A 23881-nucleotide genomic window follows, 5' to 3' on the forward strand; every position below is an offset into this window, starting at 1 on the left:
GCATTCGCAACATATTATATGTAGCTCGGCGTCGAGGGTCACTGCGCCAAAGTGCGCGCATGACATGGCAAGGGTGTGACGGCCCCTTGGCAGGGCTGTGACATCGCGATATGAGAGGCAAAAAGTTGGGGGCAGGCGCATGAGCGACACCGATAGTTTTATTGAAGAAGTCAGCGAAGAGGTCCGTCGTGACCGTCTTTATGGCTATATGCGCAAGTATGGTTGGATTGCAGTTTTGGCAATTCTCGCGCTTGTGGGTGGTGCGGCTTACAACGAATACAGCAAAGCCCAAGCGCGCGCGAAAGCACAAACCGCCGGGGATGCAATCCTTGCTGCACTTGAGGCAGACGAGCCAGACGCGCGTGTCGCAGCCCTTGAAGCGGTGCGTGGGCAGGACATAACCCAAGGCGCAAAAGCCGTTGTTTCATTGATGCAAGCCGCAGAGCAAGGTGCTGCAGATTATGCAGCCGGTTCGCAAGCCGCTCTTGAGAAGATCGCAGTCGATGGCAGCTTGCCTGAGATTTACCGCCAGATCGCGTCGTTCAAAGCGGCAAGCCAGAGCGACGGATCGCTCAGCGTTGAAGATCGCCGAATTCGCCTCGAAGCGTTAAGCGCACCGGGCACGTCCTTGCGGCTGTTGGCAACCGAGCAGCTTGCGCTGATCGACATTGAAACCGCAGACACCGAAGCTGCGCTTGAAAAGCTTCAAGGCATCGTTGTTGATGCCGAAGTCACAGCGGGCTTGCGTCAACGCGCAACTCAACTCATTATCGCACTAGGCGCAGAGCCAGAGGTTCTGAGCGGACAAAATTGAGCATTCGGCGGCTTTGTCGCCGATCATAAAAAGCCCGCATCAGACGGGTCGCACTATCAAAGGGGGCTTTGAGCAGTGACACATGCAAAACTAATCATGGCAGGGCTGACGGCTGCTGTACTGGCAGGCTGCGGTGAGAATGACACTATTCTTCCTGGCAAACGCGAAGATCTGCGTGCGCCCTTCGGTGAAACGTCGGAGCAACGAGTGCTGACAGAGAATGTCGCACAACGGATTTCGCTACCAAGCCAAAGTGCAAATGCGAACTGGCAACAGCGTATCGGAACGCCTGCCACCCGCACGCCACATCCGGCACTTGCGAGCCAGTTGACAGGCATTCAATGGTCCACGCCAATCGGTGCAGGCGACAGTCGCCGCCACCGTATCACAGCCGATCCCGTGATCGCGGACGGGCGCATTTTTGTGATGGATTCGAAAAGCACCGTCACAGCAGTGTCTTTGAGCGGAGCGCCGCTTTGGTCAGTTAACTTAACGCCAGAGCGTGATCGCGAAAGCGATGCCGGCGGCGGTGGACTTGCGTATGGTGATGGGAAATTGATCGTCACCTCCGGTTTCGGCATGTTGCGCGCGCTTGATCCGTCAAGCGGTGCCACCCTCTGGGAACAAGATTTACTAGCTGCGACAACTGGAACTCCCGCGGTCTCGCGCGGGCTGGTTTATGTGGTTGGCGGTGACAACGTCGCCTGGGCCGTCAACGCGGACTCGGGTCGTGTTGAGTGGCAACTTGAAGGGTCTGACGGCATTGCACGCGTTTCTGGTGGTCCTGCACCTGCGGTTGGTGAGGACCTTGTGGTATTCGCTTATGGAACCGGTGAGCTTCAAGCGGCATTCCGCCAAGGCGGCACACGACGTTGGGACGCGACCGTCGCAGGAAGCAGACGCGGTATTGCTGCAACGACTGTCAGCGATATCACGGGCGATCCGGTGATTGATGGAAATACGATCTACGCGGGCAGCTATTCAGGTCGTATTGTTGCGCTGAATAGAGACAGCGGCGCGCGTTTGTGGACCGCCAAAGACGGCGCACTTGGTCCTGTCTGGCCTGCGGGCGGCTCAGTCTTTGCGGTCACGGATCGCAACGAACTGGTGCGTCTTGATGCGGGTTCGGGTGAGCGGATTTGGGGCACGCGCCTGCCGTTCTTCACCAAAGAAGTACGCCGTCGCAGTGTTGAGATTGTTGCGCACTATGGCCCTGTTGTTGCAGGTGGCCGTGTGATCGTCGGCTCTAACGATGGCGTGGTGCGCAGCTATGACCCTGTGTCTGGTGAACTGCTGAGCTCGGTTGCTGTGCCAGGTGGCGTGACGACGAATCCTGTGGTTGCAGGCAACACTTTGTATGTTGTTTCAGCCAAAGGCGTGCTGCACGCACTGCGTTAATCTGGCGATGTTTGACATCACGCATCTCACGAGCCCCCTTTTATAAGGCACCGTTCTAGGTTAGAGCGGCGCTCTGAACCTTCCTTTGGAGCTTTTCATGAGCTTTACACTCGCCATTGTGGGCCGCCCGAATGTGGGCAAATCCACGCTGTTCAATCGCCTTGTTGGCAAACGTCTCGCACTTGTGGACGACCAACCGGGTGTCACACGCGATTTGCGCGAAGGCGAAGCGCGTCTTGCGGATTTACGCTTTACCGTGATTGATACTGCGGGTTTGGAAGAAGCGACGGACGAAAGCCTTCAGGGCCGTATGCGTCGATTGACAGAACGCGCTGTCGATATGGCAGATATTTGCCTGTTTATGATTGATGCGCGGGCAGGGGTGACCCCAGCGGATCAGGTCTTTGCAGAAATTCTGCGTAAACGTTCGGCACATGTTGTTCTGGCTGCGAACAAGGGCGAAGGGTCCGCGGCGGATGCTGGTGTGATCGAGGCTTATTCGCTTGGTCTTGGTGAACCTATCCGCCTCTCCGCAGAGCATGGCGAAGGTCTGAATGATCTCTATTCGCAACTTATGCCAATCGCCGATGGCTTTGCTGAACGCGCCCAAGAGCTAGCGCCTGATGTTGATGTCAGTTTGGACGAAGATGATGAGTGGGACGAAGACGCGCCCTTTGTGATGCCGACGGCGAAAAAGCCAATGCAAATCGCAGTAGTGGGTCGCCCGAACGCGGGTAAATCCACACTCATTAATATGATTTTGGGTGAAGATCGTTTGCTAACAGGCCCCGAAGCCGGAATCACGCGCGATGCGATTTCACTGCGTACGGAGTGGCTTGGCACGCATATCCGCATTTTCGACACCGCAGGCATGCGCAAAAAGGCCAAGGTGCAGGACAAGCTTGAAAAGCTCTCTGTGTCTGATGGTTTGCGCGCTGTTAAATTTGCTGAAGTGGTTGTGGTTTTACTGGATGCTGCAATCCCTTTCGAGCAACAGGATTTGCGCATTGCCGATCTGGCCGAGCGCGAAGGCCGCGCTGTGATCGTTGCGGTGAACAAGTGGGACATTGAAGACGACAAGCAGGACAAGCTGCGTGCGCTACGCGAGAGTTTTGAGCGTCTCTTACCACAGCTGCGCGGCGCGCCATTGGTGACAGTCTCCGCGAAAACAGGCCGTGGCTTGGATCGTTTGCATGACGCCATTATGCGCGCTTACGAGACATGGAACACGCGTGTGCCTACGGCTGCACTGAACCGCTGGCTGGCGGGAATGGTTGAAGCGCACCCGCCGCCCGCGCCAGCAGGCAAACGCATCAAGCTGCGCTACATGACGCAGGCCAAAACGCGCCCACCGGGTTTCGTTGTGATGTGTTCACTGCCTGACAAAATGAGCGAGAGTTATTCGCGCTATCTGGTGAATGGTTTACGCGCGGACTTTAACATGCCCGGCACTCCGATCCGGCTATATATGCGCTCGCAGAACGACTCTAATCCGTTCAAAGGACGTAAGAAGGCTGGGCCGTCTAAACTGCGCAAGCACATGAAATCAAACACAGAACGTCAGCGCTAAGCGCGCTGCCGTCTGAGTATTGCCTGCACTAGTATTGCTATCCCGAGTGCCGCAAATGCGCTGATGGACATGATGCTCGTGTTATTGGCGACAATGATTCCAACCAACGCCCAAACGACGGTGAGTAGATATTCTGGCGCTGGTCTGATTCGGAATACAAACAGCGCTGCAATGAGCGCGCCCAAGATGCCAGCAAAGGCCCAGCCGAATGACCCGATAACAATCCCATATCCGGCTGACGTTGTGCCAATCGACACCCAACTCGCTGCCGTGAGCCAGCCTGCATAGATCCCCACGGGTGCCTGAAAGAGCCAGCGATCCGTCTTGGGGGCGCGGATGAGTGCCAAAATCGCACAAATTGCCATGAGGATAATGGTAACGGTCGCCCAAATGGCGCTCGCGTTTGCGATGGCGATCCAAGGGACCCCGATGAGGAGGCTGACAAAAAGAGGTTTGCGCGCTTCATGCCAATTAGCGTCATCGGCGCGCTTCCAAAGGCCGAATAGTGCGGAAATGATCAACCAAAGATAGATCACGCCCCAAATCGCAAACGCATATCCCTCAGGTTGGATTGGCGGATCCACCTGCGGAATCGGTAGTTGATCTGGTGTGAACCCCGAAAACGGAGCGGTGAGCGCAGGCGAGACCGCAAAGGCGACACTCAAAACGGCAATGGCGGCGGCTGTTATTTTCATCATGAACAGATAACTAGCCGTCGCCTTAGTCTTTTCAAGCAGTTACGCGAGAACACCTGCGCTTGTGAGTGTGGTTTTGCCACCTAAGTATGGTGCGAGAACGTTTGGCAATATAACCGACCCGTCGCTTTGCTGACCATTTTCGAGCACAGCAATCAAACATCGCCCAACCGCAAGGCCTGAGCCGTTTAAAGTATGCACAAACTGCGGCTTGCCACCATCTTCTGGCTTGAAACGCGCATTCATGCGGCGTGCTTGGAAATCACCAGTTGTCGAGACGGAACTGATCTCACGATAAGCATTCTGACCCGGTAGCCATGCTTCGATGTCGTAGGTGCGGCGCGCGCCAAAGCCCATATCGCCGGTGCAAAGCACAACCGTGCGGTAAGGAATTTTGAGCGCTTCCAAAAGACCCTCAGCACAGCCAAGCATGCGCTTTTGTTCCGCGTCGCTTTCGTCAGGATGCGTGACCGAGACCATTTCGACTTTTTCAAACTGGTGTTGACGCAGCATGCCAGAGGTATCGCGACCAGCGCTGCCCGCTTCAGAGCGAAAACAAAGCGTGTGCGCCGTCATACGGATCGGCAGTGCGCTTTGTTCGAGTATATCGCCCGCGACAGAATAGGTCAGAGGGACTTCTGATGTGGGAACCAACCACCAACCGTTGGTGGTTTGATAGCTGTCATCGCCAAATTTGGGAAGTTTATCAGTGCCATACATCGCCTCATCGCGCACAAGCACGGGGCTGTTCACTTCGAGTAAGCCGTTTTGATCCACATGTGTGTCGATCATGAACTGCGCGAGCGCGCGGTGAATTCGTGCGACGGCGCCTTTGAGCATCACGAAACGCGCACCGGAAATCTTGGCGGCCGTGTCGAAATCCATCGATGCAGAGACGCCAGCGAGCTCGAAATGCTCTTTGGCATCGAAATTAAAGCTCCTCGGTGTGCCCCAAAGGCTTACCTCGACGTTGTCGTCCTCATCTGCGCCCTCCGGCACATCGCTCGCCGGAAGGTTTGGAATGCGCGCGAGCATGTCCGTCAGCTTTGCGTCTTCAGCTTTGGCTTCTTCGTTAAGCTGGGCAACTGCGGCTTTCTTTTCCGCAACCAAGGCACGGAGGCGTTCAAACTCTGCCTCATCGCCGGATGCTTTGGCCGCACCAACAAGCTTCGAGGCTTTGTTCTGTTCTGCTTGCGCTTCTTCGGCGGCTTGAATTTTCGCGCGACGCGCGGCGTCGACCTCAAGCAAAGACGCAGACATAGGAGCGTCACCGCGGCGGGAGAGCGCGCCGTCAAAAGCGGTCGGGTTTTCTCGGATGGCCTTGATGTCGTGCATGTCCAATGTCCTCGTGAGGTGATCTTCTTGCGTCTTATGCAACAGCGTGCGTGCAGGGTGAAGCGTCATTTACGCGCAACGTCAGATAATAACGACGGATCATAGGAGCGGAGGTCCTAGTAAAAATGAGCTATCAAGGCGAGGGGTGCCTTGATAGCTTTGCATGCAAAACCGAAGGTTTGATGGTACATTGAACTTAGTTTAGTTCGTGCCAGATGTTGAGCCAGCGGATGTGATCGCACCGATCACCGCAGCAGCACCAAGGGCCGCGCCAATGCTGCCGATCGTTCCCAGACCGCCGAGGCCTGCGCCACCCGTTATACCGCCAGTGATGCCAGCAGTCGTGCCGCCTGTCGGTGTGACGTTCACAGAACGGCGGCAAAGACGCACAACGTTAGAATTTACAACGCTTGTCCCTGTTTCGCAAAGGTAGTTCACGCCGTTCGCGCCTACGACCTCTACGGGATATTGGACGTCGCCCGACTGGCCTACAACAGTGCTTTGCGCTGTCGTCGTTTGTGCCGAAAGCGTGCTGGCACAGAGTGAAAACGCCAAAGCGGCGATCGTTTTCTTACGTGTCATTTTATATACTCACCTAGTTACTCGTTAACATGGCAAGGATATGCGGGGTGTTCTTAAGCGGCATGGGAAAAGGAAGGCTACAATTGCTCAACTTTTAATTGCTTGCGTAAGGCTTTGTTTTAAAACGGTTAAGTGGGTAATTTGCTCAGCTGTTTTCCGCCGAACTACGCTGAGCTTTGCGAAATGCGATGATTTCATCTTGAACAAAATCGCGAAATACTTGGATGCGTTTGGATTGGCGCAGCTCTTCGGGATAGGCCAGAAACACAGGAACCTCATTAGAGCGCAGGTCAGGTAAAACGCGCACGAGGTCCGGAAAATCTTGGGTTACATAGTCAGGCAAAACGCCAATCCCAAGTCCGTGCACTACAGATTGAAGCACGCCAAAGTAGTTATTCACAGTCAACATCGAGGGCACATCATAGGCCAACAAATGCTGCACCAGCTGCAAGCCGGCACCAACTTGCACGGTTCTCGGGTTCTGGCAGATTAAGCGGCGGTTTCCAATATCTTCGACGCTTTCGGGCATGCCGTGTTTTGCGACATAATCGGGCGACGCATAGAGCTGCATGTGAACGGTCATCAAACGTTTGCGAATAAGGTCTGCCTGGCTTGGTTCTTTCATACGGATTGCAACGTCGGCTTCGCGCATGGGAAGGTCCAAGACCTTTTCTTCGAGCATCAAATCGATCTTAAGATCGGGATATTTATCGTAGAGATGAGGCAGGCGCGGCGCGAGCCAGAGCGAGCCAAAGCCGGTTGTTGTGGTCACGCGCAATTCACCAAAGACTTCTTCTTCACTATCCTTGATCCGCGCCTCAGCAGCATCCAGACGTTTTATCATGGCAGAGGTCGCATCAAACAACAGCTCGCCTTGCTCCGTCAGGATCAATCCACGCGCGTGGCGATGAAACAGGGTTGTGTTCAAGCTTTCTTCCAAGCCACGAACCTGACGCGATACCGCAGATTGCGACAAATGCAGCTTGTCCCCTGCGTGGGTCAAACTTCCGACATCCGCAACAGCGTGAAATATTCTCAGCTTATCCCAATCCATTGCGGCAACTTTCTGTCTGGTACAAATTCACTGGCATTATACACTCCTAGACGAGCGCGCCGAGCTTATCAACGCGCCGTCACTTGAGATTTTGCTAGTAAGGTCAGCTATTGTGACCTATCGTGTGGTTAAAAATGAACCTGATTTGTCTTGGGAGGGACTGATATGAGCCTGCAAACAACGTCTTTGAACGATAAGTTTGATCTGGAGAAAACTCAGGTTTTGATGAATGGCACGCAAGCGCTCGTTCGCTTGATGCTTATGCAAAAGGCACGCGACGAAGCGGCGGGGTTGAATACCGCAGGATATGTGACGGGCTATCGTGGCTCACCGCTAGGAGCTGTTGATTTTCAGATGACACGCGCGGCAAAGCCGCTGGCCGAAAACAACATTAAATTCGAAGAAGGATTGAACGAAGACCTTGCAGCGACCGCCCTTTGGGGTGCGCAGCAGGCAGAGCTTCGCGGTGAAGGCAAATACGACGGCGTGTTTGGACTATGGTACGGCAAAGGGCCGGGGGTCGATCGCACAGGCGACGTCATGCGCCACGCAAATATGGCGGGCACGTCGAAGAACGGTGGCGTTATCATGGCTATGGGGGACGATCATACGGGCGAGAGCAGCACGGTTCTGCATCAATCGGAATTCGCATTGGTTGATGCGTATATGCCCATTGTCAGCCCCGCGGGTGTGCAAGAAATGATGGACTTTGGCCTTTATGCCTATGCTTTGTCGCGGTTTGCAGGTGTTTGGGTTGGCCTGAAAACGATGAAAGACACGGTCGAAGTGACTTCTGTCGTTAACGGTGATCCGCATCGCTTAAGCTTTGTAGAGCCAGAGTTTGAGATGCCAGAGGGCGGTCTTAATATTCGTCTCGTCGATGATCGGCATGTGCAAGAGGCGCGTTTGACGGATTACAAACGCCAAGCTGCTGAAGCGTTTAGCTATGCCAACAAAATGGACAAAGAGGTGTGGAGCAAAACAGGTGCCAAAATCGGTTTTGTTGCAGCTGGCAAGAATTGGCTCGACCTCATTCATTCGCTGTCATTGCTTAATATCGACGAAGACGAGGCAAAACGCATTGGTCTAAGCACCTATAAGATTGGTCAAACCTGGCCGCTAGATATGAAGGGGTTTAACGAATGGGCCGCTGATCTCGACTTGATCGTTGTCGTTGAAGAAAAGCGCAAACTGATTGAAGTGCAGATAAAAGAGGCGCTGTTTGATAATCCCAAACGCGCGCGCGTTTATGGTGAAAAGCGCGACGGCAAAGAGTTGTTTCCAGTGCGCGGAGCACTTGATCCGATGATGATTGCGCAGAACTTGGGCGATATTTTGCTAGATGAAGGGTGCTCAACCTCGGGTATCAAAGCGGGTCTTGCAGCGCTGGAAGAGGCGCGACGCGCGGACAATGCACCAGAGCTTGCAGCGCGTTTGCCGTACTTTTGCTCGGGCTGTCCGCATAACTCCTCAACCAAAGTGCCTGAGGGCAGCCGCGCATATGCAGGCATCGGGTGTCATTTCATGGTGCAGTGGATGGATCGCGACACGCTCGGCTTTACCCATATGGGCGGTGAGGGTGCGAATTGGATCGGCGAAGCCCCCTTCAGCACGCGCGAACATGTGTTTCAGAACATTGGCGATGGCACGTACAATCACTCGGGCATCCAGGCGATCCGTGCGGCCGTCGCGGCAGGTACGACGATGACCTACAAGATCCTCTACAATGATGCGGTCGCAATGACAGGTGGGCAGGGCAACGACGGTGGTCTTGATGCGCCTCGTATCGCCCGCGAAATCGCAGCGATGGGGGTCGAGAACGTCGCAGTTGTCTATGACGACAAAGAGGACGTCGACAAAAGCGCCTTTCCGAGCGGGATGGCGATGCATGAGCGCGCCGAGTTGCAAACAGTGCAAGAGCGCTTTGCCGCGACCAAAGGCGTCTCTGTCATTCTCTATGTGCAAACCTGTGCGGCTGAAAAACGTCGTCGTCGCAAGCGGGGATTGTTCCCTGATCCCGACAAGCGCGTGTTCATCAATCCTGATGTGTGCGAAGGCTGTGGCGATTGTGGTGTTCAATCAAACTGCGTTTCGATTGTGCCTCATGAAACCGAGTTGGGCCGCAAACGCGCGATTGATCAATCAAGCTGCAACAAGGATTTCTCATGCGTCAAAGGCTTCTGCCCTTCGTTTGTAACGGTCGAAGGCGCAACGCCGCGCAAAGCCGCCACAACAGAACTCACGCTTCCTGATCTGCCCATGCCGGACCTTCCGTTGATCAACGGCACGCATAATGTCGTGATCACGGGTGTTGGCGGCACGGGTGTTGTGACGCTTGGCGCGGTCCTTGCGCAAGCGGCACAGCTTGATGGCAAGGGTGCTGGCATGATGGAGATGGCGGGCCTCGCTCAGAAGGGGGGCGCGGTGCACATTCACTGCCGCCTTGCCAATCGGCCAGAGGATATTTCGGCCATTCGTGTCGCGACGGGTGAAGCGCATGCGCTTATCGGGGGCGATCTGGTGGTGAGTGCTGGGTCTGCCACGCTAGGTCTCACCAAAGAAGGCCAGACGGGTGCGGTGGTGAACAGCCACGAGATCATCACAGGCGATTTCACGCGCAACACGGAATTCAAACTCCCTTCGGAACAACTCCAACTCTCGCTCACTGCGCGTTTGCGCGAGCGGGTTGACCTGTTTGATGCCTCTGACCTTGCACGCGTTGTGCTCGGGGATGCGATTTTCTCGAACATGTTGATCTTTGGTGCTGCGTGGCAACGTGGTTTGATCCCTTTAACGCTGGAAGCGATGCAAGGTGCGATCCGCTTGAATGGCGCTGCGGTTGAAAAGAACCTCTACGCCTTTGATGTAGGTCGTTGGGCTGTGCTTTATCCAGAACAAGTGGATAATCTGCTTGCCCCGAATGTTATTTCACTCCCTAAAACACTTGATGAAAAGATAGCCTTTCGCGCGGATCATTTGGTGCAATACCAAGGTAAACGCCTTGCGAATCGATACCGCAAACTGGTGGATGCAATTGACAATCTGACATTGAAAGAGGCGGTCGCCAAAGGCTATCACAAGCTTTTGTCGTATAAGGATGAGTATGAGGTCGCGCGTTTGCATCTGAGCACTGCAGAGAAAGCCGCCGCCGCGTTTGAAGGCGATTTGAAACTGACCTATCACCTTGCTCCGCCGATGATGACAAAGATCGGGGCAGATGGGCGTCCGATGAAAAAGGAATATGGCGCAGGCATGCTGCGCGGTTTCAAGCTGTTGGCCAAAATGAAACGCCTGCGCGGCACGCCGTTTGATCCGTTTGGCCGCACGGCTGAGCGCAAGATGGAGCGCGCTTTGATCAAACAGTTCGAGGGCGATCTGAAAGCGGTTTTGCCGAAACTCACAGAGCACACACAGGATGCGGTTGTAGCACTCGCTGAGCTCCCTTTGTCCATCCGCGGGTTTGGCATGGTAAAAGAAGCCAATGAGCGAAAAGCGGCAAAGCGACGTGAAGAGCTTTTGAGCGTTATCAACGCAGGCGGTACGGACATGGCACAAGCGGCAGAATAACCATATGGATTTCTGAACGGTGCGGGCGTATTAGAACGCTCAAGGTACGGCGCATTTGATGGAGTTATATCATGGCAGTAGGGATTTTCGACAGTGGCCTTGGCGGTCTGACCGTTCTGGATGCTGCGCGTGCGCGTTTGCCTGATGTACCGTTTGTCTATTATGCCGATAGCGCCCATGCGCCCTATGGCGTGCGCGATTCCGAAGATATTTATAAACTGACGAAAAAGTCGGTGGAATATTTGTGGGACAACGGCTGCGATTTGGTGATCTTGGCCTGCAACACCGCCTCTGCCGCTGCGCTACGCCGAATGCAAGAAGCAGGCGTGCCGACAGGTAAACGGGTGTTGGGTGTGTTTGTTCCCTTGATTGAAGCTTTGACCGAACGCGAATGGGGCGATAACTCGCCACCGCGCGAAGTTGCTGTGACTGAAGTCGCGGTGTTTGCGACCCCCGCAACCGTGGCCAGCCGAGCGTTTCAACGCGAACTTGCGTTTCGCGCGATTGGTGTGGACGTCGAAGCGCAGGCCTGCGGTGGCGTCGTCGATGCGATTGAAGACGGTGATATGATTTTGGCGGAAGCTTTGGTGCGCTCCCATGTGGACGCGTTGAAGCGCAAAATGCCCGCGCCGCAAGCTGCGATTCTGGGGTGCACTCATTACCCGTTGATGGAAACGCATTTCCAAGCGGCTTTGGGCGAGGGCGTGAAAGTATATTCACAAGCCAATCTTGTGGCCGAAAGCCTTGCGGATTATATCGACCGGCGTCCTGATTTTATCGGAACTGGCAAAACGCATCGTTACTTTACCAGCGGCGACCCTGCGCGGGTCAGTGATCGTGCGACACAATTTATGCGACGAGAAATTTCTTTCGAACCCGCTTGATCGAACAGAGTTTCTTAAGAAAGACCAATGACATGACACAGAATATCGCAATTCTTGGCGCCTCTGGCTACACTGGCGCTGAACTTATCCGGCTTATCGCCACGCATCCGAGCATGCAGATCAAAGCGCTCTCGGGGGAACGCAAAGCAGGTCAGCCGCTTGCTCAGGTGTTCCCGCATTTGCGCCATCTTGATTTGCCTGATCTGGTGAAGATCGCGGATATTGATTTCAGCGACATCGATCTCGCGTTTTGCGCATTGCCGCATAAGACAAGCCAACAAGTAATCGCGAAATTGCCGCGTGATCTAAAGATCGTGGATTTGTCTGCGGACTTCCGCTTGAGTGATCCTGAGGCTTACGCAGAGTGGTATGGCAATCCTCATAGCGCCGTCGATCTTCAGAAAGAAGCGGTCTATGGCCTGTCTGAATTTTACCGTGAAGAGATTAGGTCAGCGCGTTTGGTGGCCGGAACGGGCTGTAATGCGGCGACGGGCCAGTTTATCCTGCGCCCTTTGATTTCGGCGGGCGTGATCGGCTTGGATGATATCATTCTGGATCTCAAATGCGCGGTGTCCGGGGCAGGGCGGAGCTTGAAAGAAAACCTGCTGCACGCGGAATTGTCCGAAGGGTATAATGCCTATGCCGTTGGCGGTACGCATCGCCACCTTGGTGAGTTTGATCAGGAGTTTAGCAAACTAGCTGGCCGCGAGGTACGCATTCAATTTACGCCGCATCTGTTGCCTGTGAATCGCGGTATTCTGGCGACTTGCTATGTGTCTGGTGATGCGAGCGCGGTTTATGAGGCACTTGTTGCGCAATACGCAGCGGAGCCATTTATCGAAGTCCTTCCCATGGGCGAAACACCAAGCACGCATCATGTGCGCGGATCGAACTTTTGTCATATCGGTGTTGCCTCGGATCGCATCGAAGGACGTGCGATTGTTGTTGCAGCTTTGGATAATTTGACAAAAGGTAGCAGTGGACAGGCCTTGCAGAACGCAAATCTGATGTTAGGTCTGCCTGAGACGGACGGGCTGATGCTTGCGCCGTGCTTCCCGTAAACGGCTCGGAGTTTTCGATATGGCAATGACAGGTCTCAAGAAAAAGCGGCGCATTCAGATAGTGGCCCTTGCTACTGTCGCACTGGCTTTGTCGACGGCGCTTATCGGGTATGCGATGCGCGACGGGATCAACCTGTTTCGCGCGCCGAGCCAGATTATCGCGGAACCACCGCAGCCGAACGAGGTGTTTCGTATTGGTGGTTTAGTCGAAGAAGGCTCTATTCAGCGCGGCGTGGGTGAGGTTATCCGCTTTTCCGTGACCGATGGCGGGGCAAGCATTCCAGTGACCTACACAGGTGTCCTTCCTGATCTATTCGAAGAAAACCAAGGTATGGTTGGTCAAGGTAAATTCATCAACGGCGTCTTTGAAGCGTCTGAAATACTTGCCAAACATGATGAAACCTACATGCCCAAAGAGGTTGTCGATGCGCTCAAGGCGCAAGGGGTTTATCAAGAACCTGACGCATAGAGCGATCGTACTTGTAGCATTCTATTAACCATACACCCTGCATTTTCAGTTGAGTCTGAGGATGGGGGATGTGGCATATGCCGAAAGTCGAAAACGATGACGTGCGCGCTTTGGCGGCTGAAATTGTGCAGCGCGAGGGGGGCTATGTGAATGACCCGAGCGATCTGGGTGGTGCCACGAATTTTGGTGTGACGATCCACACCATGCGCCGTCTTGGTCTTGATCTGACCGGCGATGGACGCGTGAGCGAGGCGGATGTGAAGCGTCTCAGCCAAGCGCAAGCAGTTGATATTTTCATCCTGCATTACTTTGACAAGCCGCGCATCGCGCAACTGCCTAATGCAATGCAAGCCAGCGTGTTTGATATGTATGTGAACGCGGGCAGCAATGCGGTAAAAATATTGCAACGCATGCTCTCCAAAATGGGGTTTGAGTGCAACGCAGATGGTGCCATAGGCCCGCAAACGATTGCGGCAGCGGTGCGCGCGCATGATTCTGCCCCTGATCATTTGAGTGACGCTTATGCGATTGAGCGGCGCAATTATTATTTCCGTTTGGCCGATAAACGCGCGGCGAGCCGTAAATATGCGCGCACTCGGGCAGGGGGAAAAGGCGGTTGGATCACCCGAGCCGAGAGTTTCTTGTCCGCCAAATATCACCTTACATCGCAGGAATTTCAGCAAAGGATTTCAACATGGGCTTGATTGATCGTATTTTTGGGATGGTCTTTGGTGGCGGGAATAACCTGATCCGTGACACCGCAGAAGTTTTTGTCGAGAACGCTGAAAAAGGCGCTGCGCGCGAAGCGGTGATGCGCGGTGATGCTTTGGCGCAGTTCGCAGGCGAGTTTGCGCTGCAACAACGCGGGCTGTTTGATCGCTTTATGGATGCACTGAACCGTATTCCGCGCCCGGCGATGGCGCTTGGAACGCTCGCGCTGTTTGTCTCTGCAATAACAGACCCGATTTGGTTTGCGTCGCGTATGCAAGGCATTGCACTGGTGCCTGAACCGCTATGGTGGCTTTTAGGGGCAATCGTGTCGTTCTACTTTGGTGCGCGACATCAGTTAAAGAACCAGCAGTTCCACAAGTAAATCGAGGCTTCGCTGGCGCAGACACCAACTGTTCTGAGCAATCTCATAGCGTTGGACGCGATGAAAGACGCGCCCGCCTCACGGCCAAAACGCGCCAAATCCGAGCCGCCGCTCACAACCGCATTCCCCAATAACGCGGCTTTGCAGGATTGGGCCAACACACGCGGCTAAACCCGCGACAATGTGAACCGCAATTCCGCTCGAAAACGGTTGGCGATATGCAAGGCGCGCCCTATAGTTTGGGCTATGATTACAGAGCTCGGACATTTCGTCCTCATCCTCGCCTTTTTGATCGCAATCGTGCAAGCGGTTGTGCCTCTGATCGGCGCGCACAAACACTGGTACGGCTGGATGGCCGTGGCCGAACCTGCTGCCAAGATGCAGTTTTTGTTTACGGCGTTTGCCTTTGCGGCGCTGACCTATGCATTTGTGACATCTGATTTTTCCTTGCGCCTTGTTTGGTTGAATTCGCATTCCGCCAAGCCGATGCTTTACAAAGTCAGTGGCGTTTGGGGCAATCACGAAGGTTCCATGCTGCTTTGGGTGCTTATTCTGACACTCTTTGGCGCTTGTGCTGCGTGGTTTGGCGACAATCTGCCACCTACGTTGCGCGCCCGCGTTTTAGCAATTCAATCCTCTGTCGCAGTGGCGTTCTTCGCTTTCATTCTCTTCACATCTAACCCGTTCTTACGCCTCGCGGTCCCGCCGTTTGATGGCCAAGACCTCAACCCGCTCTTGCAAGACCCGGGCTTGGCCTTCCATCCACCGTTCCTTTACCTCGGCTACGTTGGTCTCTCGATGGCGTTCTCGTTCGCGGTCGCTGCTTTGCTCGAAGGCCGCGTCGATGCGGCTTGGGCCCGTTGGGTGCGTCCTTGGACGCTCGCGGCGTGGGTATTCTTGACGATTGGTATCGGGCTTGGTTCTTGGTGGGCCTATTACGAGTTGGGTTGGGGTGGTTTCTGGTTCTGGGATCCGGTCGAAAACGCATCCTTTATGCCTTGGCTTTTGGCGGCTGCCTTGCTGCATTCTGCTATCGTCGTGGAAAAGCGCGAGAGCCTGAAGAGTTGGACAATCCTGCTTGCGATCCTCGCCTTTGGCTTTTCGCTGATCGGTACATTCATTGTACGTTCAGGCCTGCTCACTTCTGTGCATGCCTTTGCCAACGATCCAGAGCGCGGTGTTTTCATTCTGATGATCCTCGCCTTTTTCACAGGTGGCGCTTTGATCTTGTTCGCGATGCGTGCTTCAACGATGGAAGCGAAAGGTGTGTTTAGCGTTGTCAGCCGCGAAAGTGCGTTAGTCAGCAACAACATTTTGCTCGCCGTTTCGTGTTTTGTGGTCTTCGTCGGAACCCTTTGGCCAATGTTTGCGGAAATGTTCTTTGATCGCAAACTTTCCGTCGGGCCGCCGTTCTTTAATATGGCCTTCACGCCGTTCATGATTGCGTTAGGCTTGATCCTTCCGATTGGCTCAACACTTGCGTGGAAACGTGGCAAGATCGGGCGGGCCGTGCATCAAATGCGCTATGTCTTCGGACTTGCGCTGGCTTTGGCATTGCTGGTTTGGGTTATGCAAACGGGTCGCTCGCTTATGGGACCCCTTGGTTTGTTCCTTGGCGCTTGGGTGGTCTTTGGCGCTGCTCTTGATCTTTGGATGCGCGCGCAACGCAAATTGGATCGCTTGTTGCGTCTCCCGCGTGCGGATTGGGGCAAGGCGGTTGCCCATGCTGGCCTTGGTGTGACGATGTTTGGCATTGCAGGTCTTTTGGCATGGCAGGTCGAGGATATTCGCGTCGCCAAGATTGATGAACCCTTCACCGTTGGACAATTCGAGCTGGAACTCAAAGGTGTAAAACGAGTGCAAGGTCCGAATTATCTCTCGACGATGGGCGATGTGATCTTGCGCCAGGATGGTGTTGATATCGCACTGCTCAACCCTGAAAAGCGCAACTATCCTGTCGCGCAAATGCCGACGACCGAAGCCGCGATCGATTATCGTTTCTTACGTGATGTCTATGTGGTTATCGGGGATCCGCAACAGGGCGGTGGCTGGACGCTGCGCACCTATATCAAACCTTTAGCGAATTGGATTTGGGCAGGGACGTTGCTTATGGCCTTGGGAGGTTTCCTAAGCCTGTCTGATCGCAGGTTCCGCGTTGCTGCGGGCGCGCGCAAGCGTCGTGAAACACACGTGCCTGCGCAATGAGACAGGCGCTTGCAATCCTTTTGATGGTCATCGCGCTGCCCTTGAGCGCGGTACAACCGGATGAAGTGTTGGACGACCCTGTGCTGGAACAACGCGCGCGCGACCTCTCGAAAGGGTTGCGCTGTCTCGTGTGTCAAAATGAATCCATTGATGAGAGCGAAGCGCCCTTGGCCCGTGATCTGCGCCTTTTGGTGCGCGAGCGACTGGTGGGTGGGGACAGTGACTCGCAAGCGATTGACTTTATCGTGGACCGCTACGGCGAATATGTGTTGCTTCGACCCACCGTCACAGGCTCGAACTGGTTGCTTTGGGCCGCGGGTCCGCTCATGCTGCTGTTAGCCAGCGCGATTGGCTTTGGGTATCTGCGCACGCGTCAAGGCGCGTCTGAGCCCGAAGTTGTCGCACTTAGTGACACGGAAAAGAACAGATTGGCTGAGCTGCTCAAAGACGAGTGACACCGCCGCGTTTTGAATATGAGGACGAGCATGGACTATCAAACAATCACATACGCAGTCGCGGACAATATCGCGGTTATAACGCTCAATCGTCCAGACGTTATGAACGCACTGAGCACTCAGATGCGCGCGGAACTCACCGATGCCGTGCGCACAGGTGGGCGCGAAGCACGTTGTGTGGTGCTCACTGGGGCAGGGCGCGCGTTTTGCTCGGGGCAGGATCTGGGTGATCGCGCCAACGCAGGTAACGTCGATCTTGAACGCACGTTGCGCGATGAATACCAACCCATGCTTGCGGCGATCACCGATTGCCCTGTGCCCACCATCAGCGCTGTGAATGGAGCGGCCGCTGGCGCGGGCGCCAACCTCGCCCTTGGTGCGGATGTGGTGATTGCGTCTGAAAAAGCGTTCTTTATGCAGGCGTTCACCAAGATCGGCTTGATCCCTGATGCGGGTGGCACTTACTTCATGCCGCGCCAAATGGGCATGGCGAAAGCGATGGGCGCAGCCTTGTTTGCGGATAAAATCTCTGCTGAGCAGGCAGAACGCTGGGGCATGATCTGGGAAGCCGTGCCAGAGGCAGAGTTCGTCGCGACATGGAAAGCCCGCGCGACGCATCTGGCCAATGGTCCTACCGCGGCTTATGCCGAAGCCAAACATGCGATCCGCGCGTCCTTTGAAAACTCGCTTGAAGATCAACTCACGCTAGAGGCAAAACTCCAAGGCAAATGCGGTCAAACGCGCGATTTCAAAGAAGGCGTCCTTGCATTCCTCGACAAACGCACCGCCGATTTTGAAGGGCGCTAACCTGCTTGTTTCCCTTCTTCTTAAATATCCCGGGGGAGGCTGATCTTTGATCAGACGGGGGCAGAGCCCCAAAAAGAGGGAAAAGTAGTGCAGGTTTCTGTTGCCAGGTACCTGCGAACCCCGCCTAAAGTCGCTAAACCGTAGGGCTTAAGTTTTCAATAGTTCCGGTAGCTTACGCTGCCATCGCCATTGGAGCACGATTGTCATTTGCAATTGTACATTTTGGGCCGATACGGTGGCACCCAGCCGAAACAAAGCTAACCCCTTTAGACGTTCGTCGATCCTATTTCGACCCCCTCCGCCGTCAAATGAACGGGTGATTGGTGGAGTCGCCGGGTACCGCCCCCGGGTCCGAACCGCTTATTACGGGCGCGTTTATGTCCATAGTCCTTGCGGACATCTCATATATAGGTAGCGCTTAAAGGTTTGCCAAGAGCAGATACGCCGCGGGGCCGGCTTCGAGTGAAAAATAGAGCATTGCTTTCTTGAACGGGGGTTTGTCCAAAACAATCGACACCAAGCGTCCGACTGCGGCACCTGTATAAGCGACACCCAACATCGCATAGGCCATTGGGATGCCTGACCAGATTGCGAATATCCCCATGGCCACAAACAATCCGCCCACAGATGCGCGCAATTCGCTCAGCCCCATATTGCTGGGGCCGATCCCCAGATCTAGCGCAGAGGCTGTATAGCGTGGAGCAAGAAAGCCAAACGCGCCAAATGCGATGGTCATCAATGCGACGATGATATTGATGATTTCAATCATTGAAGTCTCCAAAGGGCGCACGCAATTTTTCTAGAAAAAATTGTCTGCACTGCGGCTTTAACGGTTTGCTTTTTTATCGGCCATTTCTTGACCCAACTGCAATGTGTAAGCTGCCAACGTTTCTAAAGTTTGATCAACTGCAGGGCCGTCTCCTGCATCGCAAAAATCAGCGATTTTTGTGTGCAGTGCTATTATGCGTTCGCGTGATCGCGCGGTAAACGTGATCATATTCATCAAAGGTTGCATCGCCTCGACAGCGCCTGCGAGTTGATAGGACAGAACCGGATTGCCGGCACCATCCACCAATGCACGGTGAAACGCGACATCACTCGCGCACCAACTTTCATCGCTCAGACCGGGTTGGGATTGGCGAAAAATCTCGGCCCGCATCGTTGCTAGATGGTCAGGTGTGCGCCGCTTTGCGCAAAGCGGCGCACAGGCGCGCTCTAATGCAAACCGTGCCTCGCACGCTGTTTCGAAACTCACTGCGTTCATCGACAGCAAAAGCGTCGATGTTGTGATCTGCTGCCCATACGCTTCTTCAAAGCTCAGCCGATTAACGAAAGCCCCACCAAACGCACCGCGCTGGGTGCGGATCAGACTTTGCGCGGCCAAGCGTTTCAAAGCTTCACGAACGGTCGCGCGTGACACTTCAAATTGCTCGGAGAGCTCAGCTTCAGAGGGCAAGCGCTCATCAACAATCAACGCGCCACTCACAATCGCATCGCGGATCGCTTTGGCGATCTGCGCAGAGAGATCGGATTTGGAATTTGGATCAATTTTCATTTGTCTGACGTTTAAATGTCTGACATTAAAAACGCAACCGAAACCTAAAAGTGATTCCGCACGCTATGGTCCGTTCTACTCTTTGGCTTGGCTTTTTTACGATCATCCTCCTTGCGTGGTGGATGATGTATATGATGGCGATGCAGATGGACCTCGATCTTTTGGGGCGTCCGGGCGAAATGGGCGCGCGGATGGCGGCGATGGATCCGCGCATGGACATGAAAATGCCCATGGCTGAATTTGGCCCGCTATTTTCCATGTGGGCGATCATGATGGCGGCTATGATGTTGCCGACGATGGTGCCAACCTTGCGCGCTTACGAGATGTTGATGACGTCCGCAGATGGCACGCGGGCAGGGTGGTTGGGTATTTTGTCTGGCTACATGATTGCTTGGGTGGCCTTTGCGGCCCTTATCGCTGCCGTACAACTCGCGCTACTGTTCGGCGGCGTGATTGATATGCTTGGCATTCCCAATTCTACGTTATTTGCAGGTGGATTGCTGATTGTCGTTGGCTTGTTTCAGTTCACCCGAGCCAAGGAAGTCTGCCACGGGGTCTGCCACAGTCCGATGAACTACTTCTTGGGGCATTGGCAGACAGGATACTTCGGCGGTCTCAAAATGGGCCTCGGGCTTGGCGCATTCTGCGTGGGCTGTTGCTGGGGATTTATGGCGCTTGGCTTTGTTGGAGGCGTGATGAGCCTCTTGTGGATGGGCCTCGCTACGTTCTTTATGGTCATCGAAAAACTGCCCCAGATCGGGCATTACGTAACAAAACCAATGGGGGCGATCTTGATCGCAGCCGGAGCGGCGGTGCTGCTTTGGACCCCGCTCATGGGAGGATGAGATCACATGGCAGTTAAAAAGAAACCCGACGCGGATCGTTTGCCAGTCAGCCAGCGCATCGACAGCCGGATGAGCAACCCAAAGCGGCGCACGGCATCGCATACGGATTGGGCGATCAAGGGCGAATTGTTCTTGAACTGCTCGTGCGAATTGTTCTGCCCTTGCGTTGTCTCGCTTGGCGCGCACCCTCCCACAGAAGGCCACTGCAACGCATGGATGGCGATTGCGATTGATGAAGGTCACTACGAGGGTGAAGACCTGAACGGCCTCAACGTCGGTTTGATGGTCGAAATTCCAGGCCGCATGGCGGAAGGTGGCTGGAAAGTCGCCGCTTACGTGGACGAGCGCGCCTCTGGCAAAGCGTATAACGGCCTCTTGCAGATTTTCTCTGGCGCCGCAGGTGGCACGACTGGTCTGTTCACGATGTTGGTCAGCGACATCGTCAATGCAGAGCGCGAGAAGGTCGAAATCGTGCGCGATGGCAAGAAGCGTGGTCTCTATATCGGGCGTAAAATCCAAGGCGAAATCGAGATGATTACAGGCGCGAACCCTGATCATCCGGTGATGATTTCGAATTCAAAGTACTGGATGGGGCCGGATATTATTGCTGCAAAAGGCATCAAGTCTAAGGTCCGTGATTTTGGTCGTATCTGGGACTTTGGCGGCAAGTCTGCCGAGATTTGCCCGATCGACTGGGGCAGTGACAAAAAATGATCTCGCCTGAGTATTGCTTGCTCATGGCGCGCTACAATCGCTGGCAAAACGCAGAGCTTTTGAAGTCACTTGAGAGCATGACAGATGCCGATCTACGCGCAGATCGCGGCGCGTTTTTCGGTTCTATCTTTCGCACAGTAAACCATTTGCTTTGGGGGGATACGCTTTGGATTTCGCGCTTTGATGGTGGCATGGGCCCCGCAGAGACCGATTTGACCAAGACCGACACAACGGACACGACGAAAACGCTGGCCGAATGGTCAACAGAGCGGTTTCGCACGGATGCGCGTTTTGTGGCTTGGGCGAAAGGTGTGACGCATCTTGATCTGACGGGCGACCTTACGTGGTTTTCTGGCGCTATTCAGGCCGATATCAGCAAGCCGCGCGCCATGTGCGTTGTGCAAATGTTCAATCACCAAACCCATCATCGTGGACAGGTCCATGCTATGCTCGGCGCCGCTGACGCGCCGATGTACACTACTGATATCCCATTTTTACCGGAGTAGCCCCTATGGCTCTTATCTCTCCTTCGCGCCGTTTGCGGCGCACACCGTTTTCGGACGGAGTCGAAGCCGCAGGCGTCAAAGCTTATACCGTTTATAATCGCATGCTTTTGCCGACGGTTTTTCGCTCTGTCGAGGAAGACTATCACCACCTGAAATCTGCAGTGCAAATTTGGGATGTTGCGGTCGAGCGTCAGGTGGAATTGCGCGGTCCTGATGCCGCGCGCTTGATGCAAATGCTGACGCCACGCGACTTGCGCGGGATGAATGCGGGGCAGTGTTATTACGTGCCTATCGTTGATGAGACGGGCGGTATGCTCAATGATCCAGTCGCGGTGAAACTTGCCGAGGATCGCTGGTGGATTTCGATTGCTGACAGTGATCTATTATTGTGGGTAAAGGGCATCGCTAACGGCTATCGCTTGGATGTGTTGGTGGATGAGCCCGATGTGTCGCCGCTCGCTGTGCAAGGCCCGAAAGCAGAAGCGCTGATGGCGCGTGTCTTTGGCGACGGTGTGAAAGACGTGAAGTTTTTCCGCTATGGCATGTTCGAATTTCAAGGCCGTCAGTTGGTTGTGGCGCGCTCTGGCTATTCCAAACAAGGCGGATTCGAGATTTACGTCGAAGGCTCTGACATTGCCATGCCTTTGTGGAATGCACTTATGGAAGCAGGCAAGGACTTGGATGTGTATGCTGGTTGTCCCAACCTGATCGAGCGGATCGAGGGTGGCTTGCTGTCTTACGGCAACGACATGAACGACGACAACACGCCCCATGAATGCGGGCTTGGAAAGTTCTGCAACACGTCCACGGCGATTGGCTGTGTTGGTCGCGATGCGCTTTTGCGGGTTGCGAAAGAAGGACCTGTGAAGCAGTTACGCCCAATTGAGATACACGGCGACGCAGTTCCAACCTGTGATCGGCTTTGGCCCTTGATGGATGGAGATCGTCAGGTTGGAACTGTGAGTTCTGCGGCGTATTCACCAGATTTTGCGACGAACGTCGCGATCGGAATGGTGCGCATGACCCATTGGGATGCGGGAAGTGAATTGGATGTTGTCACGCCGACAGGCATTCAACCTGTCACGGTTTGGGAGACGTTTTGGATTTGATCGAGGTCGGACTGGGGCCAGCCCCAAACCCCGAAGTTTAAGTGGAAAGATGAAGGGATAAGAGATGTTTAATGCATTGATCGTGAACAAGAATGAAGAAGGTAAGACCAGCGCGGCTGTGGAGCAGATCACGCTTGATGATCTGCCAGCAGGTGATGTGACGGTTGCGGTGGAGTACTCTACAGTGAACTATAAAGACGGGCTTTGCATTGGGCCCGGTGGCGGCTTGGTACGTAATTACCCGCATATTCCAGGCATCGATTTCGCGGGCACTGTCGAAGCGTCTGATGATGCGCGTTACAAAGCGGGCGACAAGGTCGTTTTGACAGGCTGGCGCGTCGGCGAGGCGCATTGGGGCGGTTATTCCCAGAAAGCACGCGTGAGTGGCGACTGGCTTGTGCCCCTGCCAAGCGGTTTGGACACGCGCCAAGCGATGGCAGTTGGAACTGCTGGTTTCACCGCCATGCTCGCTGTGATGGCGCTTGAGGATCACGGGATCAAAGACGGACCTGTTTTGGTGACAGGGGCTGCAGGCGGTGTTGGTTCAGTCGCGACAGCGATCCTGGCGCATTTGGGTCATGAGGTTGCAGCGGTCACGGGGCGTCCAGAGACTGCTGAGTATTTGAGCGGCCTTGGCGCGACGCAGATCGTGGCGCGTGAAGAGTTGAACGAGACGGTGAAGCGTCCGCTTGAAGCAGAAGTGTGGGGCGGATGTGTGGATGCTGTCGGTGGCGAGATGCTTGCGCGCGTACTCGGTCAGATGAAGTATGGCGCATCGGTTTCCGCTGTCGGTCTTGCCGGTGGTGCGGGTCTGCCAGCGACGGTTATTCCGTTCTTGTTGCGCGGTGTTAACCTGCTTGGCATCGATAGTGTTATGCAACCTTATGAGAACCGTCTGCGCGCGTGGGAGCGTGTTGCGAAGGACCTGCCAATGGATAAATTGGAAGCAATGGTGCAGCCAGCTGTGCTCTCTGATTTGCCAGCTTTGGGTCGCGATATTCTTAAAGGTCAGGTCAAAGGCCGTGTCGTTGTTGATGTGAACGCGTAAAAACACACTGCGAGCATCGCCCTTGCGCGGTGCTTGCGGATGATTTATCCAACACCCATGACACAGACCGCTCACATGAATTCGTTTTATCGCTTTGCAATATAGCAAGGCTGGT

The 23881-nt window shown here is 54.6% G+C and carries 23 protein-coding genes and 1 other RNA gene; 17 read left to right on the forward strand and 7 right to left on the reverse strand.

Features of this window, described 5'->3' with window-relative positions:
• Positions 1 to 139 precede the first annotated feature (139 nt).
• The 3 genes from PFRI_RS19640 to der all read left to right on the forward strand — a co-directional run bounded on the left by PFRI_RS19640 (position 140) and on the right by der (position 3782).
• Positions 140 to 814 (forward strand): tetratricopeptide repeat protein, encoded by a 675-nt coding sequence (locus PFRI_RS19640; RefSeq protein WP_072632399.1) that lies wholly within the window; start codon positions 140 to 142, stop codon positions 812 to 814.
• Positions 815 to 889: 75 nt separating this feature from the next.
• Entirely contained in the window at positions 890 to 2212 is a 1323-nt protein-coding gene (locus tag PFRI_RS19645) for a PQQ-like beta-propeller repeat protein (protein ID WP_245812494.1), read from the forward strand.
• Between the two features lie 97 nt (positions 2213 to 2309).
• Positions 2310 to 3782: a ribosome biogenesis GTPase Der gene (gene der / locus PFRI_RS19650; RefSeq protein ID WP_072632401.1), complete on the forward strand. Its 1473-nt coding sequence runs from the start codon at positions 2310 to 2312 to the stop codon at positions 3780 to 3782.
• Here der and PFRI_RS19655 read toward each other — a convergent pair.
• The 4 genes from PFRI_RS19655 to PFRI_RS19670 all read right to left on the reverse strand — a co-directional run bounded on the left by PFRI_RS19655 (position 3779) and on the right by PFRI_RS19670 (position 7448).
• A complete protein-coding gene (locus tag PFRI_RS19655) occupies positions 3779 to 4480 on the reverse strand; it encodes a TspO-related membrane protein (protein ID WP_072632402.1) in 702 nt (233 codons plus the stop codon). The genes der and PFRI_RS19655 overlap by 4 nt on opposite strands.
• Before the next feature lie 39 nt (positions 4481 to 4519).
• Positions 4520 to 5812 carry a serine--tRNA ligase gene (gene serS, locus PFRI_RS19660; protein ID WP_072632429.1) on the reverse strand — a complete coding sequence of 431 codons (1293 nt, stop codon included), beginning with the start codon at positions 5810 to 5812 and terminating at the stop codon, positions 4520 to 4522.
• Between the two features lie 201 nt (positions 5813 to 6013).
• Positions 6014 to 6394: a hypothetical protein gene (locus PFRI_RS19665; protein ID WP_072632403.1), complete on the reverse strand. Its 381-nt coding sequence runs from the start codon at positions 6392 to 6394 to the stop codon at positions 6014 to 6016.
• A 145-nt stretch (positions 6395 to 6539) separates the two neighbouring features.
• Positions 6540 to 7448 carry a LysR family transcriptional regulator gene (locus PFRI_RS19670; RefSeq protein WP_072632404.1) on the reverse strand — a complete coding sequence of 303 codons (909 nt, stop codon included), beginning with the start codon at positions 7446 to 7448 and terminating at the stop codon, positions 6540 to 6542.
• Between the two features lie 165 nt (positions 7449 to 7613).
• Between PFRI_RS19670 and PFRI_RS19675 the strand changes: the two genes are divergently transcribed.
• The 9 genes from PFRI_RS19675 to PFRI_RS19715 all read left to right on the forward strand — a co-directional run bounded on the left by PFRI_RS19675 (position 7614) and on the right by PFRI_RS19715 (position 17989).
• Positions 7614 to 11015 (forward strand): indolepyruvate ferredoxin oxidoreductase family protein, encoded by a 3402-nt coding sequence (locus tag PFRI_RS19675; RefSeq protein WP_072632405.1) that lies wholly within the window; start codon positions 7614 to 7616, stop codon positions 11013 to 11015.
• 71 nt (positions 11016 to 11086) lie between these two features.
• On the forward strand, positions 11087 to 11899 hold the full coding sequence (locus PFRI_RS19680; RefSeq protein WP_072632406.1) for a glutamate racemase: 813 nt from the start codon (positions 11087 to 11089) through the stop codon (positions 11897 to 11899).
• Between the two features lie 32 nt (positions 11900 to 11931).
• A complete protein-coding gene (gene argC / locus PFRI_RS19685; RefSeq protein WP_072632407.1) occupies positions 11932 to 12960 on the forward strand; it encodes an N-acetyl-gamma-glutamyl-phosphate reductase in 1029 nt (342 codons plus the stop codon).
• A 25-nt stretch (positions 12961 to 12985) separates the two neighbouring features.
• Entirely contained in the window at positions 12986 to 13429 is a 444-nt protein-coding gene (ccmE, locus tag PFRI_RS19690; protein ID WP_072632430.1) for a cytochrome c maturation protein CcmE, read from the forward strand.
• A 77-nt stretch (positions 13430 to 13506) separates the two neighbouring features.
• Positions 13507 to 14133, forward strand: a complete 627-nt coding sequence (locus PFRI_RS19695; RefSeq protein WP_072632431.1) for a holin-associated N-acetylmuramidase — start codon at positions 13507 to 13509, stop codon at positions 14131 to 14133.
• Positions 14124 to 14522, forward strand: coding sequence for a holin family protein (locus tag PFRI_RS19700; protein ID WP_342742270.1), 399 nt, complete (start codon positions 14124 to 14126; stop codon positions 14520 to 14522). Before PFRI_RS19695 ends, PFRI_RS19700 begins: the two co-directional genes overlap by 10 nt.
• Positions 14523 to 14768: 246 nt before the next feature.
• Positions 14769 to 16727, forward strand: coding sequence for a heme lyase CcmF/NrfE family subunit (locus tag PFRI_RS19705; protein WP_072632408.1), 1959 nt, complete (start codon positions 14769 to 14771; stop codon positions 16725 to 16727).
• Complete coding sequence (locus PFRI_RS19710; RefSeq protein WP_072632409.1) at positions 16724 to 17182, forward strand: cytochrome c-type biogenesis protein; 459 nt, start codon at positions 16724 to 16726, stop codon at positions 17180 to 17182. Before PFRI_RS19705 ends, PFRI_RS19710 begins: the two co-directional genes overlap by 4 nt.
• Before the next feature lie 30 nt (positions 17183 to 17212).
• On the forward strand, positions 17213 to 17989 hold the full coding sequence (locus tag PFRI_RS19715) for an enoyl-CoA hydratase-related protein (RefSeq protein ID WP_072632410.1): 777 nt from the start codon (positions 17213 to 17215) through the stop codon (positions 17987 to 17989).
• Between the two features lie 86 nt (positions 17990 to 18075).
• Here the strand turns inward: PFRI_RS19715 and ssrA are convergent.
• The 3 genes from ssrA to PFRI_RS19730 all read right to left on the reverse strand — a co-directional run bounded on the left by ssrA (position 18076) and on the right by PFRI_RS19730 (position 19544).
• Positions 18076 to 18426: a transfer-messenger RNA gene (gene ssrA, locus PFRI_RS19720) on the reverse strand.
• Positions 18408 to 18758, reverse strand: coding sequence for a DUF4345 family protein (locus PFRI_RS19725; RefSeq protein WP_170124837.1), 351 nt, complete (start codon positions 18756 to 18758; stop codon positions 18408 to 18410). Before PFRI_RS19725 ends, ssrA begins: the two co-directional genes overlap by 19 nt.
• 57 nt (positions 18759 to 18815) lie before the next feature.
• Positions 18816 to 19544, reverse strand: a complete 729-nt coding sequence (locus tag PFRI_RS19730; RefSeq protein WP_072632411.1) for a FadR/GntR family transcriptional regulator — start codon at positions 19542 to 19544, stop codon at positions 18816 to 18818.
• A 65-nt stretch (positions 19545 to 19609) separates the two neighbouring features.
• Between PFRI_RS19730 and PFRI_RS19735 the strand changes: the two genes are divergently transcribed.
• The 5 genes from PFRI_RS19735 (at position 19610) to acuI (ending at position 23766) form a co-directional block, all read left to right on the forward strand.
• Positions 19610 to 20389 carry a DUF2182 domain-containing protein gene (locus tag PFRI_RS19735; RefSeq protein WP_072632412.1) on the forward strand — a complete coding sequence of 260 codons (780 nt, stop codon included), beginning with the start codon at positions 19610 to 19612 and terminating at the stop codon, positions 20387 to 20389.
• Positions 20390 to 20395: 6 nt separating this feature from the next.
• Positions 20396 to 21103, forward strand: a complete 708-nt coding sequence (locus tag PFRI_RS19740) for a DUF1326 domain-containing protein (protein ID WP_072632413.1) — start codon at positions 20396 to 20398, stop codon at positions 21101 to 21103.
• The gene (locus tag PFRI_RS19745) at positions 21100 to 21609 is read left to right on the forward strand and encodes a DinB family protein (RefSeq protein ID WP_072632414.1); all 510 of its coding nucleotides are present in this window, start codon (positions 21100 to 21102) and stop codon (positions 21607 to 21609) included. The genes PFRI_RS19740 and PFRI_RS19745 overlap by 4 nt, the downstream gene beginning before the upstream one ends.
• A gap of 5 nt (positions 21610 to 21614) precedes the next feature.
• Positions 21615 to 22718, forward strand: a complete 1104-nt coding sequence (locus PFRI_RS19750) for a dimethylsulfoniopropionate demethylase (protein WP_072632415.1) — start codon at positions 21615 to 21617, stop codon at positions 22716 to 22718.
• 64 nt (positions 22719 to 22782) lie between these two features.
• Complete coding sequence (acuI, locus tag PFRI_RS19755) at positions 22783 to 23766, forward strand: acryloyl-CoA reductase (protein ID WP_072632416.1); 984 nt, start codon at positions 22783 to 22785, stop codon at positions 23764 to 23766.
• Positions 23767 to 23881 lie beyond the last annotated feature (115 nt).

Source organism: Planktotalea frisia (assembly GCF_001890925.1).
GTDB lineage: Bacteria > Pseudomonadota > Alphaproteobacteria > Rhodobacterales > Rhodobacteraceae > Planktotalea > Planktotalea frisia.

Coding starts and splice junctions, on each gene's coding strand:
- PFRI_RS19740 (WP_072632413.1), top strand. CDS start 20,396: ATGGCAGTTAAAAAGAAACCCGACGCGGATCGTTTGCCAGTCAGCCAG.
- ccmE (WP_072632430.1), top strand. CDS start 12,986: ATGACAGGTCTCAAGAAAAAGCGGCGCATTCAGATAGTGGCCCTTGCT.
- PFRI_RS19670 (WP_072632404.1), bottom strand. CDS start 7,448: ATGGATTGGGATAAGCTGAGAATATTTCACGCTGTTGCGGATGTCGGA.
- PFRI_RS19655 (WP_072632402.1), bottom strand. CDS start 4,480: ATGATGAAAATAACAGCCGCCGCCATTGCCGTTTTGAGTGTCGCCTTT.
- PFRI_RS19680 (WP_072632406.1), top strand. CDS start 11,087: ATGGCAGTAGGGATTTTCGACAGTGGCCTTGGCGGTCTGACCGTTCTG.
- PFRI_RS19705 (WP_072632408.1), top strand. CDS start 14,769: ATGATTACAGAGCTCGGACATTTCGTCCTCATCCTCGCCTTTTTGATC.
- der (WP_072632401.1), top strand. CDS start 2,310: ATGAGCTTTACACTCGCCATTGTGGGCCGCCCGAATGTGGGCAAATCC.
- PFRI_RS19675 (WP_072632405.1), top strand. CDS start 7,614: ATGAGCCTGCAAACAACGTCTTTGAACGATAAGTTTGATCTGGAGAAA.
- PFRI_RS19730 (WP_072632411.1), bottom strand. CDS start 19,544: ATGAAAATTGATCCAAATTCCAAATCCGATCTCTCTGCGCAGATCGCC.
- PFRI_RS19745 (WP_072632414.1), top strand. CDS start 21,100: ATGATCTCGCCTGAGTATTGCTTGCTCATGGCGCGCTACAATCGCTGG.
- serS (WP_072632429.1), bottom strand. CDS start 5,812: ATGCACGACATCAAGGCCATCCGAGAAAACCCGACCGCTTTTGACGGC.
- PFRI_RS19710 (WP_072632409.1), top strand. CDS start 16,724: ATGAGACAGGCGCTTGCAATCCTTTTGATGGTCATCGCGCTGCCCTTG.
- PFRI_RS19640 (WP_072632399.1), top strand. CDS start 140: ATGAGCGACACCGATAGTTTTATTGAAGAAGTCAGCGAAGAGGTCCGT.
- PFRI_RS19735 (WP_072632412.1), top strand. CDS start 19,610: ATGGTCCGTTCTACTCTTTGGCTTGGCTTTTTTACGATCATCCTCCTT.
- PFRI_RS19700 (WP_342742270.1), top strand. CDS start 14,124: ATGGGCTTGATTGATCGTATTTTTGGGATGGTCTTTGGTGGCGGGAAT.
- PFRI_RS19665 (WP_072632403.1), bottom strand. CDS start 6,394: ATGACACGTAAGAAAACGATCGCCGCTTTGGCGTTTTCACTCTGTGCC.
- PFRI_RS19725 (WP_170124837.1), bottom strand. CDS start 18,758: ATGATTGAAATCATCAATATCATCGTCGCATTGATGACCATCGCATTT.
- argC (WP_072632407.1), top strand. CDS start 11,932: ATGACACAGAATATCGCAATTCTTGGCGCCTCTGGCTACACTGGCGCT.
- PFRI_RS19750 (WP_072632415.1), top strand. CDS start 21,615: ATGGCTCTTATCTCTCCTTCGCGCCGTTTGCGGCGCACACCGTTTTCG.
- acuI (WP_072632416.1), top strand. CDS start 22,783: ATGTTTAATGCATTGATCGTGAACAAGAATGAAGAAGGTAAGACCAGC.
- PFRI_RS19715 (WP_072632410.1), top strand. CDS start 17,213: ATGGACTATCAAACAATCACATACGCAGTCGCGGACAATATCGCGGTT.
- PFRI_RS19695 (WP_072632431.1), top strand. CDS start 13,507: ATGCCGAAAGTCGAAAACGATGACGTGCGCGCTTTGGCGGCTGAAATT.